General features: G+C 33.1%; 22 protein-coding genes and 1 pseudogene. All 23 read right to left on the minus strand.

What is annotated here, in order from left to right; genetic code table 11:
• Window positions 1-47 precede the first annotated feature (47 nt).
• Window positions 48-431: a DUF3037 domain-containing protein gene (locus CSC80_RS11175; protein ID WP_099191863.1), complete on the minus strand. Its 384-nt coding sequence runs from the start codon at window positions 429-431 to the stop codon at window positions 48-50.
• Complete coding sequence (locus CSC80_RS11180; protein ID WP_099191865.1) at window positions 421-1,200, minus strand: HipA family kinase; 780 nt, start codon at window positions 1,198-1,200, stop codon at window positions 421-423. Before CSC80_RS11180 ends, CSC80_RS11175 begins: the two co-directional genes overlap by 11 nt.
• A gap of 44 nt (window positions 1,201-1,244) precedes the next feature.
• Window positions 1,245-1,580: a hypothetical protein gene (locus CSC80_RS11185; protein ID WP_099191867.1), complete on the minus strand. Its 336-nt coding sequence runs from the start codon at window positions 1,578-1,580 to the stop codon at window positions 1,245-1,247.
• Between the two features lie 32 nt (window positions 1,581-1,612).
• On the minus strand, window positions 1,613-2,284 hold the full coding sequence (locus CSC80_RS11190) for a hypothetical protein (protein WP_099191869.1): 672 nt from the start codon (window positions 2,282-2,284) through the stop codon (window positions 1,613-1,615).
• A 93-nt stretch (window positions 2,285-2,377) separates the two neighbouring features.
• Window positions 2,378-2,830 carry a GNAT family N-acetyltransferase gene (locus CSC80_RS11195; RefSeq protein ID WP_099191871.1) on the minus strand — a complete coding sequence of 151 codons (453 nt, stop codon included), beginning with the start codon at window positions 2,828-2,830 and terminating at the stop codon, window positions 2,378-2,380.
• A gap of 48 nt (window positions 2,831-2,878) precedes the next feature.
• Window positions 2,879-3,481, minus strand: a complete 603-nt coding sequence (locus tag CSC80_RS11200) for a short chain dehydrogenase (RefSeq protein ID WP_099191873.1) — start codon at window positions 3,479-3,481, stop codon at window positions 2,879-2,881.
• A 131-nt stretch (window positions 3,482-3,612) separates the two neighbouring features.
• Window positions 3,613-4,083, minus strand: a complete 471-nt coding sequence (locus CSC80_RS11205) for an OsmC family protein (protein ID WP_099192312.1) — start codon at window positions 4,081-4,083, stop codon at window positions 3,613-3,615.
• Between the two features lie 17 nt (window positions 4,084-4,100).
• On the minus strand, window positions 4,101-5,165 hold the full coding sequence (locus tag CSC80_RS11210) for a carboxylate--amine ligase (RefSeq protein WP_099191875.1): 1,065 nt from the start codon (window positions 5,163-5,165) through the stop codon (window positions 4,101-4,103).
• A 318-nt stretch (window positions 5,166-5,483) separates the two neighbouring features.
• On the minus strand, window positions 5,484-6,626 hold the full coding sequence (locus CSC80_RS11215; RefSeq protein ID WP_099191877.1) for an alpha/beta hydrolase: 1,143 nt from the start codon (window positions 6,624-6,626) through the stop codon (window positions 5,484-5,486).
• Window positions 6,627-6,771: 145 nt separating this feature from the next.
• A pseudogene (locus CSC80_RS11220) lies at window positions 6,772-6,972 on the minus strand (dihydrofolate reductase family protein); the annotation flags it as partial.
• A 217-nt stretch (window positions 6,973-7,189) separates the two neighbouring features.
• On the minus strand, window positions 7,190-7,477 hold the full coding sequence (locus CSC80_RS11225) for a type II toxin-antitoxin system RelE/ParE family toxin (protein WP_099191881.1): 288 nt from the start codon (window positions 7,475-7,477) through the stop codon (window positions 7,190-7,192).
• Entirely contained in the window at window positions 7,470-7,709 is a 240-nt protein-coding gene (locus CSC80_RS11230) for a CopG family transcriptional regulator (protein WP_099191883.1), read from the minus strand. Before CSC80_RS11230 ends, CSC80_RS11225 begins: the two co-directional genes overlap by 8 nt.
• A gap of 254 nt (window positions 7,710-7,963) precedes the next feature.
• Complete coding sequence (locus tag CSC80_RS11240; protein WP_099191887.1) at window positions 7,964-8,515, minus strand: hypothetical protein; 552 nt, start codon at window positions 8,513-8,515, stop codon at window positions 7,964-7,966.
• Window positions 8,516-8,724: 209 nt separating this feature from the next.
• A complete protein-coding gene (map, locus tag CSC80_RS11245; protein ID WP_099191889.1) occupies window positions 8,725-9,489 on the minus strand; it encodes a type I methionyl aminopeptidase in 765 nt (254 codons plus the stop codon).
• 207 nt (window positions 9,490-9,696) lie between these two features.
• Complete coding sequence (locus CSC80_RS11250; protein ID WP_099191891.1) at window positions 9,697-10,476, minus strand: hypothetical protein; 780 nt, start codon at window positions 10,474-10,476, stop codon at window positions 9,697-9,699.
• Window positions 10,477-10,670: 194 nt separating this feature from the next.
• A complete protein-coding gene (locus tag CSC80_RS19500) occupies window positions 10,671-10,844 on the minus strand; it encodes a hypothetical protein (protein WP_180268609.1) in 174 nt (57 codons plus the stop codon).
• Between the two features lie 3 nt (window positions 10,845-10,847).
• The gene (locus CSC80_RS11255; protein ID WP_099191893.1) at window positions 10,848-11,090 is read right to left on the minus strand and encodes a hypothetical protein; all 243 of its coding nucleotides are present in this window, start codon (window positions 11,088-11,090) and stop codon (window positions 10,848-10,850) included.
• A 295-nt stretch (window positions 11,091-11,385) separates the two neighbouring features.
• The gene (locus tag CSC80_RS11260; RefSeq protein WP_099191895.1) at window positions 11,386-11,985 is read right to left on the minus strand and encodes a hypothetical protein; all 600 of its coding nucleotides are present in this window, start codon (window positions 11,983-11,985) and stop codon (window positions 11,386-11,388) included.
• Window positions 11,986-12,198: 213 nt separating this feature from the next.
• The gene (lgt, locus tag CSC80_RS11265) at window positions 12,199-13,038 is read right to left on the minus strand and encodes a prolipoprotein diacylglyceryl transferase (protein ID WP_099191897.1); all 840 of its coding nucleotides are present in this window, start codon (window positions 13,036-13,038) and stop codon (window positions 12,199-12,201) included.
• A gap of 244 nt (window positions 13,039-13,282) precedes the next feature.
• Entirely contained in the window at window positions 13,283-14,353 is a 1,071-nt protein-coding gene (locus tag CSC80_RS11270; protein WP_143751741.1) for a hypothetical protein, read from the minus strand.
• A gap of 99 nt (window positions 14,354-14,452) precedes the next feature.
• A complete protein-coding gene (locus CSC80_RS11275) occupies window positions 14,453-14,905 on the minus strand; it encodes a hypothetical protein (RefSeq protein ID WP_099191901.1) in 453 nt (150 codons plus the stop codon).
• Between the two features lie 220 nt (window positions 14,906-15,125).
• Entirely contained in the window at window positions 15,126-16,049 is a 924-nt protein-coding gene (locus CSC80_RS11280; protein ID WP_099191903.1) for a hypothetical protein, read from the minus strand.
• Window positions 16,050-16,265: 216 nt separating this feature from the next.
• Entirely contained in the window at window positions 16,266-16,973 is a 708-nt protein-coding gene (locus CSC80_RS11285) for a DUF4163 domain-containing protein (RefSeq protein ID WP_143751742.1), read from the minus strand.
• Between the last annotated feature and the right edge of the window lie 83 nt (window positions 16,974-17,056).

A 17,056-nucleotide genomic window follows, 5' to 3' on the forward strand; every position in this document is an offset into this window, starting at 1 on the left:
GCATTAATTTAGGTTGGCACTTTGATATAATAAGATAAACGGATTGCTTAAAGAACATAGGTATTAAAAATATCTTCAAGTTCTTTTTCAGGATCTGTACTTAGTCCTGACCGGGTGGTGGAGCTTTGTATAACGGTGCTTCTGCAAGCTGTTAACCATCCAAATCGATCTGGTAGGTCTAATTTACCTATGGGTCCGCTTGCTTCTTTACCCTCACATATCAGCTTCCATGCCTTTAAATATTCGTTTAATATCTCGTATTCTATTTCTGGAGAAAAAGCTTTTAATTTTTTCTCGTCGATATGATATTTAATATCTAAAAATTTTGTTCGTTTACAGAATAAAATCACCCCAACATTAAAGAACTCTTCTCTTTCTACCTTGGGCACTATTCTAACTATGGCAAACTTAAATGTATGTCTATCTTGCATCTTCGGCTTCTTTTGCTAATACATCAATCATTGATAGTTTAGTGTTTATAAATTGAATATAGGCAGCTCTCTTTTCATCCGCATTCAAAACGTCAGACTCGCTAGTTAACCAGTCTTCAGGAATGTTGGTTACAATTTCGGTAATCTTTTCCGGTGTTATGAATTTTTTAATTTCTGTAGCAGCTTTTGGTAGGGCAGTGGCCTGTTGTAATAGTACATGATCTTTTATGAACGGGAAGGTTCTTGATAAATGGTTTTCCCAGGTTTCCCAATTATGATGAAAATAAAAGCTGGCACCATTGTCTATGACCCATAACTCATTGTGCCAAAATAAGAGATTTGCATTTTTTGCCGTTCGATCTATATTGCTGATCAAGCTATCCAATACTACTACCTTAGATGCTGTTAATGCATCTGCCTTAGAAATTAATGGATCAAAAGTAATGGCGCCAGATAAAAAGTGCAATCCAAGATTTAACCCAACACTAAACTTTAATAAATCTTGAATTTCTTCATCCGGCTCGGTTTGTCTAAAGGAGTCCTCTAAATTCATAAATACCAGTTCAGGTACTTTTAAACCTATGGCACGTGCCAATTCTCCACCAATAAATTCTGCAATGAGCGATTTTTTTCCTTGGCCAGACCCTCTAAACTTCAGTACATATAGAAAATCATCATTTGCTTTTACGATGGCCGGCATAGAGCCTCCTTCCCGTAAGGGCTGCAAATATTGAACAACATCTACTGTCCTAATATCAATTGTATTCATATTGCTAAGATATAGTTTGTAACAATATCTATACCTCTGCTTATCTAAATAACATTGACAACTTCTTCTAAGACATAATGGGTAACCCCAACAATAACAGCAATTATAGAAATAATCAGAAATTTAAAAAGTACTGATTTACTATTACCTTTAAGTTTGTTATTTAGAAATACAACATCGAGCAAAATAAATATAACGGCAATAATACAGCCAATGATTGTGCCAACCTGTACCAATGCCCATTCATAGACCATACTTGACAACGAGAATTTAGTATGGTCTGATTCTGGTGCCGGTCCTAAAACTATGCGCATGTGAAATAAGCCTAAAAGTATAGCTACAACAAGCCAAGCAAGGTAACTTAGTATTCGTTTGGTCATATCACTTAAACGTTAGTAGACGTGCAATGGTATTATTCTACTTTATTTTCTAATGGAGAAATCATAATATGTGCCCTGTGAGTGCCAGGGTCCATGATCCAAGGGTGATTGGGGGCTGAGGGTGTCTCCGGTAAACCGATCGATTTAGATGTGGCAAAAGGAGTATAAATAACGTAACGTAGTTTAGCACCTTCAACTTGTGATGTTTCAGGGTCAAAGGTTGTATTTGGACCATAATAAATGTGCAAAGTAGAACCGGGAGTTATTTTTATTTTACCAGATTTTACTTCTGCTTCGCGTATGGCAAAAATTTCGTCTGAAGATTTGCCTTCGTTACGTAAGGTTCTTCCCCGTGCCATAAAAGGTTCTAGGTCTTTATGATAACATGCGGCATTGAAACCGTTTTTCTTTGGGTCGTCTGCAAGTACAATATACTCGCTGTCACCTTCCTTTAGCGTAACAAATTCACCTGCCATATTGTAACCGATAACTTTAGTATTTTCCCTACTATCTTTTGGTGCCGTCATTAATGCCGTAGCAATTAAATCTTGATCGCTTTCAATAGATTTTAAATTTGATTTTTTAGCCGCAATTTCTTCGGTAGTCTCGGTTGAATTGTCATTAGAAGTCCCTTTGTTTTTATCTGAAGTATTACAAGATATTACAAGACCGCCAAGTAGTACTGTAGCTAGAAGTTTGTTCATGATTTAAAGGTTTTTGTTCTTTTTGATACTTTAGAAAGTTCTTTTCTAAATTTAGTTATTTTATTAACCTTCTGAACGTCAAAAGCTTTTAAATTATGTGCCAAATTTTTCTAACTGCATATGTAAAATAGGGTAGGGTTTACCTGTAGCATCTAACTCTGACCTGCTTTGTGTTTTAAATTGATAATGTTCGTAAAAACCTACAGCTTGTTCATTCTGTTCATTAACATCTACTTTGTCTATTTTCAAGTCTTTAATGGCATATTGTAATAACAATGCCCCAATACCTTGGTCCCTATAATCTGGATGTACGAACAACATTTCAAGATTACTTTGGTCAACACCTAGAAAAGCAATGATTTCCTTTTCATGGTTTCTATAGGCACGAAGGTTTACGGCATCTAAATAGGTGTTTAAGATCAAAGGTTTAAAATACTGGATATCCTCTTCATTTAAAAAATGATGTGTAGCTCTGACGGAAGCTTCCCAAACCTCTACAACTTGTGGGTATTCCCACTTTTGGATAAAATCAATTTTATTCTTCACAATTAAAAAATAGAAAAACAGTTGATAATTTGTTTTAAGAAGTCATTATTAATCATACAAACGTATAACTTCTCCGTTTCCTCTACCTTTTACACTACGTACATAACCATTTACTACTTTAGGCATAGGAATGGGGTTGTGTCCCGGAAAATAATCTTTATACTTCTCATAGGCATTTTCTACCATACCAGACGATACCACATTTACTCTGATCTCATTTTCCAATTCAAGGGCAACCGCCTGTACAAAGCTATGAATACCACCGTTTACCATAGCTGCACTAGTTGTTTTTACTACGGGATCATCGGCTAAAATACCGGTAGTTAACGTGATGGAGCCTTTTTTGTTTAAATAATGTTGTCCTATGCGAACCAAATTTACTTGCCCCATTAGTTTGCTTCTTAAACCTATATAATAATCTTCTTCCGTTAGGTTGTTGAAATTGTCCCATTTTGCCTCTCCAGCAATACAAATGATGGCGTCTAATTTTCCTGTTTTTTCAAACATGGATGAAATGGAGCTGCTATCTGCAATATCTACTGTGACATCACCGGTTGTACGGCCGGCAATAATAACTTCATTATCATTTTTAAAGTGAGAAACTACGGTTTTACCAATGGTTCCGTTGCCTCCTATTATTAAAATTTTCATACTATGTTGTTTTTAGGTAATTATAGTTAAAAGCCATAAGTTATGATGTTATAGCCTTATTTTTACCTCTCATAATTCTAAACGCCATGTTTTATTATGTTATGTAGTGTACATACATTTTTCTATGAGTCTTAATCTGAAATAATATTAGGTTTATGTTTAATTTCAAAGTTGCAAGAATTGGCAATAAAACACATTTTATTAGCTTCTTCATGTAATTCTTTAGCTTCTTGCATTCTGTTTTTATCCGAAATTCTAACGGTAGGGTTAAGGGTAACTTCTGTAAACCTTCCGCTACCGTTATTATCTTCCGCCATTGTTCCCGTAGCATTATCCTCATAAGCAGTTACTATAATTTTATGTACGGAACATAAATGTAAATACCATAGCATATGACAAGCTGTTATTGAAGACAGAAAAAGATCTTCTGGGTTATATTTTGATTTGTCGCCCAAAAATGATGGATCAGAAGACCCATGAATTGCATCATATTTACCAACGGATTTAATTTCGTGATTACGGTTGTAAGAGGTATAGTTTAAAGTTCCGTTTCCCTCGTTACCTGTCCACTCAACTTTTATTTCGTATTTGTGACTTTTCATTTTAAAGTGCTTGTTGTTTACTTGTCTATGGATACCGAGTTCCATTTTTGGTTCAGGATGTTGCTCAAAAGATCAATATAATTCCATCCTATTTTTCTTGCAGATAGTAACGATAAACTATCTTGATTATTTCTGTGGGACCTTGAGGGGCCGGTCATATTCGGTTTCATATTAAGGTCAAATAAATAATATTTTCCTGTACTGTTAGATCTGCAATCTATTCTAATGGGAGCTTTAATATCTATTATCTCTGCAGATTTAACGCAATGTTCATAAACTTCTAGAATTTCATTACTCTGTAACTCTGCATCACTTAGTACTTTACTGTTTTCCATAACAGCTACTGTTCCATTATAAGGGGCAATACCATTATCATGATTATATCTTTCTACAGCAGGTAAGCACCATGGTCTATCATAAAACAATTCTTTGCCGTTTACCATGTAATTCCCTTTTGGCATTACGGTAATTGTTATTTCCTTTCCAATTAAAAATTCTTCAATGTAAACAGCGGTGCCATAGGTATTGTTTGAAAACATTGCATGTAACCTATCTAAAAGATCTTTGTAGTTGTTGATTTTCGTTACACCTTGACTTCCTCTTCCTCTTATCGGTTTTAATACCAAAGGAAATTTTAAGTCCAATGAAAGGTTATTGTAATCTTCATTGGTAATGAGTTGATTTTTAGGGATAGGTATATTGTTGGTAGCTAAAATATAATTGGTATACATTTTATCATCAAAAGTATCTACTAAGGATGGTGTTTGCCCTACAATATAAAGATCTTCGTTATAAAATTTTTCTATGTTGTGATGGTTATAGAGCACCGTATTCAGCCAAAAGATTTTTGCTCCTTTATTCAATGCATTTTTAATACCATCATCTGTGTCTGGAAAAACCCAATCCTTGTCAATATTTTCATTTGGATGTTCTACAGGTGTAATTACATGATATTGGTTTTTTAATAATGCAAAAGCTATATCCGCTCCACTATCTGCATAGCCTCCAGGTTTCATAGGTTTTTGAATACCTTCTTTAATAGGAGGTAATTGGGCTTGGTATAATATCGCTATTTTATCCATAGTATAAATTTAACTAAACTATCTATTTCATTTTTATGATTATTTAGATTTAAGAGTTGTCCTTTGGATTTCAAAGTTTTTTAATTATGCGATATCAAATTAGAAAATCTGTGAAATACTATATAAAGGCTAAAGGCTATAATGTGAACTTGAAGACTAATAATTCAATGAAAAAGAATAGCCGAGAAGTTAAGTTTATTGGGAGTTAAACAAGTATTCTGAAATTCTAAAAAGCAATTATTAAAATTGGCGACCGGTAATCTCTATTTACTGATTCAGTACTTTAGCTCTACCCTTTTTTGCATACTGTTCTTCAAATTATTTTTGTTTCAATTGAAGCAATACCTTTTTTCCATTTTCATTTTCTGGATTCAATTCTATTGATTTCTCATACATTTCAATTGCTTCAGCTTTTCTATTTGCTTTTAATAATGCTTCTCCATAACTATCATATGCATTAGAACTATCTGGAAATAAAATTGTAGTTAATCTAAAAACTTCTAAAGCCTTATCTAATTCTTCGTTTCCTAAAAATGTATATCCCAATGTGTTCAAATCTTGCTCTGAACGATTGTTCAACTTAGTTTCAATAGATAATTCTATGGCATTATCTAACGTCTTTTGTAATAGCTCATTTTGTTGCCTTTCGTCTAGTGTTTTTGAATAAGCTTTTATAATTGCATTGATGACTAAAGAGGGATTATCTTGAAATACTGCATGACCACTTCCTTTGGCGATAATGTTTGTAACATTTTCCTTATTGTCGTCAAGTTCTTCGTGAAGTTTTCTCCATCTAGTGGAAAGTGCCTCAGGTAAACCTGGTAAAGAGTTTTCAGGAAAAATATTTAGTAATGGTATACTTTCTGGGAAATCTATATTTCTTGCATATCGCATGGTTTCATTGTAATTGGCATTCAAAAAATAGTCTCCTGAAGGTTTAGGTATTGTACTAATATCAACATTGTTATCTCTCATTTTCAATAATTCATCATTCCAAAAATTGTTAAGCGTTACATCAATTAAGACCACGGATTTTACTTTTTTAGGATGTTTGTTTGCATAGAGCAAATTGTACAGCCCACCATACGAGTGGGAAACTAAAATGATTTCATCATCGTACCCCAACTTTGAAAGACCTGTTTCCAGTTCTTTAATTCCATTTTTTATTCCAAAATCCGAATCGTTTTTCAAGTTTGGATTTAATTCACTTTGTCCAAAACCAGAGCGGTCATAAGTAATCAATGTTGTACCCGTAACTTTATGGATTTTTTCTAAAATGTTGTCCCAGACAGAACCATCATTACCAGCACCCGCTTCAAAAAGAATGGGAGTTCCTTTTCCTTTTATAATGTTGAAATGCATTTGGTAGCCGCCAATGTCTACTAGGGTACTTTCTACTTGGGCTTGTATTGAAAAGGATAGGGTTAAAACTATTAAGATAGAAAGATAAAAATGTTTCATTATGCTTTGTGTTTTTGATTATGGATGATGGTGAAAAGTAAAGTACTATAATTATGAATTAAAATAGCGCTAACATTTTAATTTAACTATTTGTTAATGAGTATCTAATAGTTTTTTTATTGAAAAGAACCACTTTAATTTTACGCTATGATTCTATTTCATAAGTCAAAATTTTTAGTCCTTCTTCAAATGATTCCGTTTTGATCAAATTCCATTTTGCTCTAGTTGTGGAGTTTCCAAAAAGCGGAATTCCGTTGCCTAGAATTATTGGATTTAATTTTATCTTCATTTGATCAATGAGTTCATTGTCCAATAGCCATCCTGCAAATTCTCCGCCACCTTGTTGCCAACGGTCTCGGCTTAGCGTAGTGCGGAGGTAAGGAAACTTTTTGTTTCCGTCTTCGTTCGAAGCTAAAGCTTATTGTTTTGTTTTTTCTTTTTTCGTCTAAAGCAAAATCCAAAGGATTTTTCGGTCATTATAAAAATACAAAAACCTATAAACAATACGCCCGAAGCTCGTAATGTTTATAGGTTTTATTGGTAATAGTATTTTTGCGTGCAGTTTAGAGTATATTTTTCAAATCCTGTTTTCCGACAATTGCCATTATATCCACCGTATCATTATTGATTTTGAAGTAAATACTATCCGAACCGCAAACACATCCCCGATACCCTTTTTTTATGTATTCCACAGATTCAAATGAATAAGGTCTTTTTACTATAATGTCAAAATATTCGAAAAACGTTTCGAAATATATGTCCGCTTGTTGCTCCCCAAATTTTTTGATTCCGTAGCGACGAATGCGTATCAGGTCATCTTTTGCGTCATTACTTAATCTATACTTATTCATTAAGTTTAGACTTGGATTGTGCTAAGATTTGTTCTTTGCTATCATTGGTAAATCCACTTTTTTCAGACTTTTCCAATTTAACTCTAATCCAGTCAATTTCAATTTGTTGGTTTCTAGCCTGACGAATTAGGTCATTAACAAGTTCGCTTTTACTTGAGTATTCTTGATTATCAACTTGTGTCTTTAACCATTCATCATTTGGTTGCGTGAACGATATGCTCTGTCTTGCCATAAAAATAATATTTCGATGCTAAATTACACCAAAATTGAACCAATTCAAAACTTTTGTAATATTGTTGCCAACGGTTTTGTATATGTTAAGTTGCGTGTTTGCGCGCGAGGAATTTCCGAAGGAAATTCAGACGTAGTAAACTTGCAACGACCTTTGGCTAGGCCAAAATTGAGCAATTATTTTTATACATTGTTGGCATTTCGTTTTTGTAATCCATAATCAAAGTTAATTGTATTTTATTCTTGCCAATAAAACTACATTCCATCATACTTTTTATTTGCTTGAAAAGCTTCTATTTCCAGAGGTGATTTAGAATATCCATATTTTGCTAAATCATTTAGATATTGAATGACATATGTAAAAAATGAGTCAGACCTTTCGATTTGCATTACATGAACCAACTCGTGAGCTAATTTACTAATAGTAAAATTTAAGTCTTTCCTGACATAAATTGAATAGCCAAAAGCCTGAGCTTCATTCTTTATATCTTTTCCAATAAAGCCTAATGATAGCCCCATTTGTTTTAAGTGTTCATTTTCATATGGAAAGGGTACTTCATCTACATATACAATCCTTACTTTTTCAGGAAATTTAACTCCAACTTCTTTTGCCAATAGCAATTCTTTCTCATTTAAATACTCACCTATTTTAATACCGGCTTGATCCACGGAAACTGCCCAGGAAACATATTGAGGTATTAGTTTTTCATACAATAAGCTATTTTCTTCCTTGGTTTGTCCCTGTAAAGACATTATATTTCCTAGTACCAAAGCCTTAATTATTAAAATTTGAGTTATTTTATTCATAGATTATTTATCTTGTAGAGATTTTAAATACTCAATATGAGAATGTTGTTGTTTAATTTTATTCAAATGAATGCTAACGGTCTCGGCTATGAGTAGTTGCGTGGAGTAGCACGTAAATGTGCAAGTACACACCAAACTTAAAATCCGATAGGATTTTCAGAAGTAGACGAGAACGAGCAATTACTTATAGTCATTGTTTTAGCCAGTTTTTAATTCCATATTCCATTTGATTCAGTCAGAATCATTGGGTCTTTATCTGTAATTAATATTGTTTGTTCGTGTTGTGTCACAAATCCACCTTTGTTGCCAACTAAAGTCCAACCATCATTTAATTCTACTGCAACAGTCGATTTAGTCGAAATGAAAGTTTCTATTGCAACTGTAGTGTTCTTTCTAAATCTTTCACGATTTGTTTTAACTCTGTAATTTAAAATATTTTCAGGTTCTTCGTGTAAACTTCTCCCAACTCCGTGTCCTGCTAAATTCTTAATTACTTTAAATCCAGACTTTTTTGCTTCTGTCTCAATTATTTGTCCAATATCAGCTATTTTCACACCACCTTTTATGTTCGTAACAGCTTTTTTTAATATATTTTTGGAAGCATCTACAAGAGGTTGATGATTGTGAATATCTTTTCCAAGAACAAAAGAACCTCCATTATCAGACCAAAATCCATTTAATTCAGCCGAAACATCAATATTTATTAGGTCACCTTCTTTAAGTATTTTATTTTCAGATGGAATCCCGTGAGCAACTTCTTCATTCACGCTTATACAAGTATAACCTGGGAAATCATAAGTTTCATAAGGTGCTGATTTTGCTCCATAACTTCTTAAAATTTCACTGCCATATTCGTCCAACTCTTTTGTTGACATTCCAACTTTAGCATATTCTCTCATCAATTTTAGTGTAGTTCCAACAACTTCACTAACTCTTTTCATTCCTATTAATTCAGATTCTTTTGTTATCGACATTTCGTTTTGTTTTAATTGGCTACAACGCTTGAGCTAAGCGTAGTGCGGAGGCAAGGAAACTTTTCGTTTCCGTCTGCGCACGAAGCTAAAGCTTATTGTTTAGTTTATTTTTCTTGTCCAAAGCTAAATCCATAAGATTTAGCGACTTCATAAACATACACGGACCTTTCGGTTTTAGCCTAAACTCCGCATTACGTTTAGGTTTTGTTACCCAACGTTTTTTAAGATAGTTTCAATTCTCTTAATATCCTCTATATTTACTAATCTCATTGTTTTAACAAAAAAATCATTATCATTAATTTCAATTTCTAATCCTTTTTCATTTTTGAAATTTTCAAGAATTTTATTGATTTTTATTACATTATAACTTCTTTTAAATGTAAATGACTCATAATCCTTAAGTTTTAAATCATCATCATTCCTGAATTTATCAAAGATTTTTTCAATCGAGGATTTTTCTCTTAAAAAATAGTGACCATTTATATTGTCAATTTTTTTCCAAAACATTAAATGAGACTCCTTATAATCTTCTTCATAATATGTCATTCCATTTAATTCAGGAGCAGGTAAAATTAGAATTCCATTTTCGAATGAAAAAGGGTTAGAATATGTCCATGCATCATATTTACCCAAGATTTTTGTGCTATTTAGAATTTGAAGGTGATTGTCAGACAGTTCCGTTCTTATGTATTTTTTGCTTTCTCTTAAATAATTGAGTGCACTTTCAGCTTGTTGCTCTCCTTCGGTTGATAATTTGTTTATTTCAGATTCAGGTACAGTAATGTATTCATTGTTGTCCCCAATCCAATTTCCACTTTCTGCTTCTTCTAGTGTTAGTCTAATTCCAGTTTCTGGGTCTATTATGTATTCATCCTCTAAACTTTCTTTTAACTTTCTTTCGTATTCTTTTTGTTCATCCGTTTTGGTAAACATTATTGAAAAGAAATAAACCAAAAAAGCTAAACCTCCAAGAATAAGTAATTCCATTTTTTTTTAATGTTGGGTAACAGTTTAGCTAAGCGTAGTGCGGAAGTAAGACAACTTTTCGTTTCCGTCTGCGCACGAAGCTAAAGCTTATTGTTTAGTTTTTTCTTTTTTTGTCCAAAGCTAAATCCATAAGATTTAGCGACATCATAAATATACACAGACCTTTTTATTTTGCCCTAAAGTCCTCATTACGTTTAGATTTTGTTAGCATTTGTTTTTTTACGTAATGCTTGTTTTAGAAGTTGAATACTCGTAATTCCTGCAAATATGCCAATAAGCATCCGACCGTTGAATAACAATGCAGCCGTAATTAATAAACTTATAACTCCTAATATAAATGTGGTTATAGAACTTACTTTTTTGCTCATTGCTTATTTTTTTATTGAAGGGTTGCCCAATTTACTTTTCCCAACGTTATTATTATTCCTTTTTTTTAGTATTTCGTTTATCGCGAATCCAATTACCCAAAATATAAATCCAATGAATTTTAGAAATTGATAATCCGACAGAACTTCAGATATTTCTCCATCAGTAAGTCGGGAGCCTATTCTTGCTAGCACTCCAATTCCTAAAAATACATATCCAATATTTTTAAAGATTTTTCCAATTTTCATAGAAGATTATAATTTTACTTCTTATGGGTATACAAAAGAATCTATTCGTTACAGTTTTCGAGATAAAATATGGTGCTTAAATAAATGCTAACGTTTTAGCTATGAATAGTACGGGAGCAAACTAGCGTTTGCTTTCCGCCACGCACATAGCGAAATTTTTTTGTTTTGTTTTTTCTTTTCCTTGTTTAAAGCAAAATCCCAAAGATTTTGCGGACTTCATAAAAATACACAAACCATTCGATTAAGCCCGAAGCCCGTATTGTTTATAGGTTTTGTTATCTGCTGGCTTTTCAACTCAGTTTATTCGGTAAATCATCTCGTAATCGTGGGCTGACACAAACATTGGATAATTACTCCATTTAAGTCCATTAGCCTGGGCGTTTTTGTATGTTTCTCTAAATAACTCCTGTAAACGCAAAATGACCAATAATTCGGCAACCTCGTAAGATTGCTCAATTTCTGGTATTTCTAACTTTTTATTTTTATAAACGTCCTCATATACCTTTTGTAAGTTTTCAAATCCCTTTAGAGTCAAGTCTTGTCCCGTGTGATATTCGAAATCCGCTAACCATTCATAATCTTCTTGTCCAATTTCACTAAATGAAAATAGGTCAATAAACCAACGGTCGTAGTTTATTGTAAATCCATTCATCTCGCAATAAAACGCATTTAGTTTTTTTGTAAAATTCAACGCATACTTAAGTTTTACGGTTGAGTAAAATTTCGAAATAAATCGACTCAATTCCGATTCCATATTCAGAAGATTTACTCCAATAAGCTGATGAAAGTCTGTTTGAGGAATCTTGCTCAATTCCAATTCCGCAATTTTTATAGCTGAATCTAAATCGTTCTGCTTTACATATTCATTTAACTTATTTTCTAAATCGAAATTCATAGGTTTTTTTAGCTTGCAGATAACGGTTCGGCTATGGCAAGTAGGGCAGGCAAGGAAACTTTTCGTTTCCGTCTGGTCTGCTAGCCAGAGCTTTTTGTTTTGTAATTATTTTTCTTTTTTAATTGCCAAATTTGAATATTTCGCTGGCACGTAATTTTCAATTTGGCGGACTCGGCAAATACGCCCAAGCATTTAAATATAGCACTTTATGCCCTATTTGCTATAGGCATTGTTAGCCACAGGCTTTCCCCCGTAGTATATAATTACAAACCCCAAAAGAATTAGCGGAATACTCAATATTTGCCCCATGTTTATTGTCATCGAATCTTCAAATCCAACTTGATTTTCTTTGACAAATTCAATCATAAATCTTGCTGCAAACATTAAAATCATGAAAATTCCAACCATAAGTCCATTTTGCCTTTTTATTTTTTTTGATTTATAAACAAGCAAAAGAACAACGAAAATCAACAAATATGCCGCAGCTTCGTAAAGTTGCGTTGGATGTCTAGGTATTAGGTCGTCCCTTTCAAAGACCACACCCCAGTTTCCATTTGTCGGTTTACCGTATACCTCAGAGTTCATAAAATTTCCAATTCTAATGCTCGCAGCCATTAATCCAGAGCCAAGAGCAACTCTGTCCATTATCCACAAAATATTTGTTTTGGTCTTTCTAACATAAAGGATGATTGCGATTACTATTCCAGTTAATCCGCCATGGCTTGCAAGTCCTTGAAAGCCGGTAAACTTGAACGTTTCGCCTACTTTTCGAATAGGTAAGAGTATTTCAAGTGGATTTTGTAGGTAATATTGTGGTTCATAAAAAAAGCAATGCCCTAGGCGTGCACCCAGAAGCCCTCCTATTAAAATGTACATAGTTAGCTGTTCCAAGTTTTCGAGAGGGATTTTCTCTTTTTGATAAACTCTCTTAACTACTAAGTATAAAAGACCGCAACCAATTGCCCACGAAAGACTGTAATATCTAATTGGAAAAGTGTCGAATAAAGTGAAAATTTCGGGGTCAACATTCCAATTTATTATTCCGTCTTTCATTTCGGTTGATTACAGTTACTATATTTTTTTCAGCTTGTGGCTAACGGTCTTGTGTATGAAACGTAGCGTGTAAAAAGACGCTAACTTTTCGGATTAACACAGAGCCGAATTTTTATATTTTGTTTTTAACTTATCAATCTTAAAAGCCAAATTTAAAAATTTGGCGGTCTTTGCAAATAAGCACATACCTTTCGGTTGAGCACTTATTAGCTATGTTTTATACATGTTGTTGCCATTAGTTATTTTATCCAAGTGCTTTCCATTCATCGTTTATGGAATAGCTCTCATCTCTTGCAAAAACGTTTTGCCTATCAATTACAATTTGCTCTATTTTTTCTAATTGTTCAAAGGTGTTTTTCACATTTGGAAATAATTTTATGTAGTCAAATAGGAAAATGCTTAATAGGAAAAAGAAGTTGTTCAGATTAAAAGTAGTGAGATATATAAATGGGTTCTCTTCTTTTTTGAACATATCTGCAAATTGAAAAACGGAAACATTCGATGGATGTGCATACAATGAGAAGTATGTGTAAATTGTGTCCATTACTCCATCTCTAATTCCCATTACAGGAACAGTTTCTTGCCAGCTTAAAAATTCTACTTTTCCATCTTTAAATTGAATTTTATAATCTTTTTCCTTGAGTTTAGATTGTATTTTATTTCTGTCTTTTTCGTCAAGAGCTTTATACAAGTCCGTGTTTTCTATTTCAGCCTTTAAATCATCTATTTGTTGCTTTTCTTTATCTAATTTCTCTTGACTTTCTGCTTTTTTGACAACAACATCAAACCTTTGCCTATATTTCAATCCAGCAGATACCCACAAATTATACAAAATCGTTTTTTCGTCATCAGTAGAAGGTTGTGTATATACCAAACTAAACATTGAAACAGTTTCAAATAGATTTCTAATATGTGAGGCTATTACAGTTGGGTCAACTATTCTGTTCAGTTTTGTTCCGTCTGCGGATTCATATTCAAATCCGTTTAATAGTTCTTTCATATGTCCGATTTTAGTAAATATCATTTGATTTACTAATTCGGCTTCTGATTCAGCGTGAGTTTTAGCTTCGTTTGAGTTTTGCTTAATAACCTCAAAGAAATATTTTAAGTAAATATCTAATAAGTCAGAACAATCTTTTATCGTTTCAAGTCTTGTTAGACGTAAATATTCCTTTCTTAATTGTTCTTGGTTCATTGGTTGGTCATAATTAATGGCAACGGTTGAGCTATGAACAGTACGGGAGCAAACTAGCGTTTGCTTTCCGCCACGCACATAGCGAAATCTTTTGGTTTTGTTTTTTCTTTTTTCTGTCAAAGCGAAATCCCAAAGATTTCGCGACATTATAAATATACACAGACCCTGCGATTAAGCCCGAAGCCCGTATTGTTTATAGGTTGTGTTGCCATTAGTTTTTTATATTTCGTAATAATCTCCGTCTTCCCACGGTTTAGTTCCAAGAAAATTTCCGCAAAAATCATAACGTTTTATTGGTTTAACTTTTTCTACATTTTTTCCGTGTCTAAATATCCAAATTTCCTTTCCGACAATTTTTATTCTATTGAATTTTCGGTCATCACATGCGTCCATTGAACAGATAAAAACTGATTTTTTCTCAAAAATTACATTTCCATTTGAGTCAACAATTCGGTCAGTAACTTTTACTTTTTTTCGATACAATGACCAAAACAGAAATTTATGTTCCTTTTCAGTCCGTTCCGTTTTTAAAGTCACATTTTCAAATCCGCAATCATTTTTTTCAGTCAGATTTACGTTTTGTATTTCAGTCGTTTTTATTCCGCCATTCAGATTAATGATTAGGAAAATCAAGCTTATTGAAATCGAAAATATTGAATTTATGACGATCATTTTAAATTAATTGCAACGGTTGAGCTATGAACAGTACGGGAGCAAACTAGCGTTTGCTTTCCGCCATGCACATAGCGAAATCTTTTTGCCCGCCCGAACGTACCTTTTCGGTACGGGCGGGTTTTGTTTTTTCTTTTTCTGTTCAAAGCAAAATCCCAAAGATTTTGCGGACTTCATAAAAATACGCAAACCATTGGATTAAGCCCGAAGCCCGTATTGTTTATAGGTTGTGTTGTGGTGTCGTACTTTTTGCGCAATCTAATATTACTGTCCCAAAATCAGTCCCTAAATTGTCCAAAAGTCCCGAATAGTGGCAGTAAAAAATAGTTCCGCTTTTATCTTCTTCTTTTACAGCAATAACTCCATCATCGAATTCCGCTAAATGATAATAATTCCCATCATCAAGTCCAGTAGTATATATTTCGGAAATACCAAGTATTTTAAAGTACCCAAAATCAACACCTTCTGATTCTTCTATAATTTGGAGATATTCATCGGGTAATTTGGAGTCTATTCTTTTTATGTAATTTTTCAAGAATTTCTTTCCAATCGGATGATAAATTTGATTTATAGAATTAATAGCATTTAGTTCTCCGAGTAACCCTTCGAATTTTGGAATAGATTTAATTTTCTTTTTCTTGAATGTAGTTTGAGCAAAGCTATTGGGGTCATTATTTATTTTTTTACTTGTAACTTCAATGGAAGTTGTTTTCATAATCTTTTTTGGATTCGGTCTAATTTTCCAACCCCAAATACGTCCATCATAGTTGTCGAATTCTATATAGAATTTCTCTTCGTTTGCCTTAAACCTAATTGTCGCTAACTTACTTTCATCTTTTCTTTTATATTTTAAACTATCAGAAAGCGGATTTTCGTTATCTCCGTAAAGTTCAATAGACATGCTTTTTTCCCAATACTGTCTCCACTTTCTATTTGGTCGAAAATATTCGATTTGAGCTTTTAATTTAGTTTGGGTTTCTGTATCAAACAATCCATAAAGTTCAATTAGTAGTCTCTTTTCTAATTCGGTAAACCCTTTATTATTGAATTTTGGACGTCTTCTATAGGCAGCAATATAAAGAGCAAGGAAAATCAGTCCGATTAGTCCAATTAAAACTCCTAAGATTATTAATATACTATTCATTTTAGGTATGCACCACAACGGTTCGGCTAAGCGTAGTGCGGTAGTAAGGAAACTTTTCGTTTCCGTCTGCGCACGAAGCTAAAGCTTTTGGTTTAGTTTTTATTTTTCTTGTCCAAAGCTAAATCCCAAAGATTTAGCGATATCATAAATATACGCAGACCATTCTATTTAGCCCAAAACCCCGCATTACGTTTAGCCATTGTTGTGCGTTCGTTTTTATTTTAATTCGTTCAATGGAATTTTTATTCGGTTATGCCCAAACCATTCTCCTTCGCCACCAACATAAAGTATAAAATCCTTGTCAGAAATAGCCCAAGTAATCACATAATCACTTCCTGTTTCGTAGGCTAATAGATTTATGTAATTATCGTTTTTCGTACTATATTTTTTGACATACGGATAAATTTTTCCGCGTTCAAAGTTTGGGATTATTTCATTTGGCTCAATTCCAATAATCCCAAATTCAGTCGTATCTTTTGCTTTTGGATTTAGAACAACTGAATGATAAATTGTATCAATTTTTTTATTTCGTCGTTCTATTAGAGTGCGAAATTCAATGCTTAAAATACTGTCCGTTTGTAATAATATTTGATAGTCGCCTTTTACCTTACTTTCTCCATCATTTTCGCAGTTTTTAGCATAATATTCGTGTTCAGGAAATTCTTTTAAAATTTTATTCAGTTTGTTGGTTTTTTCTTCATCCGATAAACCACTTATTTTAGGATAGGAAATTGGAATTTTACACTTGTCTTTTGCAATTATTTCAGTCCGTTCGGTTATCTCATATCTATCTCGGTTTGATTGACAACTGTAAATCAAAATTCCAAAAATTAATATGTATTTCAAGGTTTTCATTAAATGACGCACAACGGTTGAGCTATGAACAGTACGGGAGCAAACTAGCGTTTGCTTTCCGCCACGCACATAGCGAAATCTTTTGGTTTTCTTTTTTTCTTTGTCCCGTTAAAAAGCAAAATCCCAAAGATTTTGCGGACTTCATAAAAATA

It is taken from the genome of Maribacter sp. 6B07 (assembly GCF_002700155.1).
Taxonomy (GTDB): Bacteria; Bacteroidota; Bacteroidia; order Flavobacteriales; family Flavobacteriaceae; genus Maribacter; species Maribacter dokdonensis.

Bases quoted from the DNA above. Each gene is read 5' to 3' on its own strand.
- CSC80_RS11280 (WP_099191903.1), bottom strand. From the start codon at position 16,049: ATGAATAGTATATTAATAATCTTAGGAGTTTTAATTGGACTAATCGGA.
- CSC80_RS11275 (WP_099191901.1), bottom strand. From the start codon at position 14,905: ATGATCGTCATAAATTCAATATTTTCGATTTCAATAAGCTTGATTTTC.
- lgt (WP_099191897.1), bottom strand. From the start codon at position 13,038: ATGAAAGACGGAATAATAAATTGGAATGTTGACCCCGAAATTTTCACT.
- CSC80_RS11250 (WP_099191891.1), bottom strand. From the start codon at position 10,476: ATGGAATTACTTATTCTTGGAGGTTTAGCTTTTTTGGTTTATTTCTTT.
- CSC80_RS11210 (WP_099191875.1), bottom strand. From the start codon at position 5,165: ATGGATAAAATAGCGATATTATACCAAGCCCAATTACCTCCTATTAAA.
- CSC80_RS11255 (WP_099191893.1), bottom strand. From the start codon at position 11,090: ATGAAAATTGGAAAAATCTTTAAAAATATTGGATATGTATTTTTAGGA.
- CSC80_RS11215 (WP_099191877.1), bottom strand. From the start codon at position 6,626: ATGAAACATTTTTATCTTTCTATCTTAATAGTTTTAACCCTATCCTTT.
- map (WP_099191889.1), bottom strand. From the start codon at position 9,489: ATGTCGATAACAAAAGAATCTGAATTAATAGGAATGAAAAGAGTTAGT.
- CSC80_RS11240 (WP_099191887.1), bottom strand. From the start codon at position 8,515: ATGAATAAAATAACTCAAATTTTAATAATTAAGGCTTTGGTACTAGGA.
- CSC80_RS11175 (WP_099191863.1), bottom strand. From the start codon at position 431: ATGCAAGATAGACATACATTTAAGTTTGCCATAGTTAGAATAGTGCCC.
- CSC80_RS11205 (WP_099192312.1), bottom strand. From the start codon at position 4,083: ATGAAAAGTCACAAATACGAAATAAAAGTTGAGTGGACAGGTAACGAG.
- CSC80_RS11185 (WP_099191867.1), bottom strand. From the start codon at position 1,580: ATGACCAAACGAATACTAAGTTACCTTGCTTGGCTTGTTGTAGCTATA.
- CSC80_RS11200 (WP_099191873.1), bottom strand. From the start codon at position 3,481: ATGAAAATTTTAATAATAGGAGGCAACGGAACCATTGGTAAAACCGTA.
- CSC80_RS11260 (WP_099191895.1), bottom strand. From the start codon at position 11,985: ATGAATTTCGATTTAGAAAATAAGTTAAATGAATATGTAAAGCAGAAC.
- CSC80_RS11230 (WP_099191883.1), bottom strand. From the start codon at position 7,709: ATGGCAAGACAGAGCATATCGTTCACGCAACCAAATGATGAATGGTTA.
- CSC80_RS11190 (WP_099191869.1), bottom strand. From the start codon at position 2,284: ATGAACAAACTTCTAGCTACAGTACTACTTGGCGGTCTTGTAATATCT.
- CSC80_RS11180 (WP_099191865.1), bottom strand. From the start codon at position 1,200: ATGAATACAATTGATATTAGGACAGTAGATGTTGTTCAATATTTGCAG.
- CSC80_RS11225 (WP_099191881.1), bottom strand. From the start codon at position 7,477: ATGAATAAGTATAGATTAAGTAATGACGCAAAAGATGACCTGATACGC.
- CSC80_RS19500 (WP_180268609.1), bottom strand. From the start codon at position 10,844: ATGAGCAAAAAAGTAAGTTCTATAACCACATTTATATTAGGAGTTATA.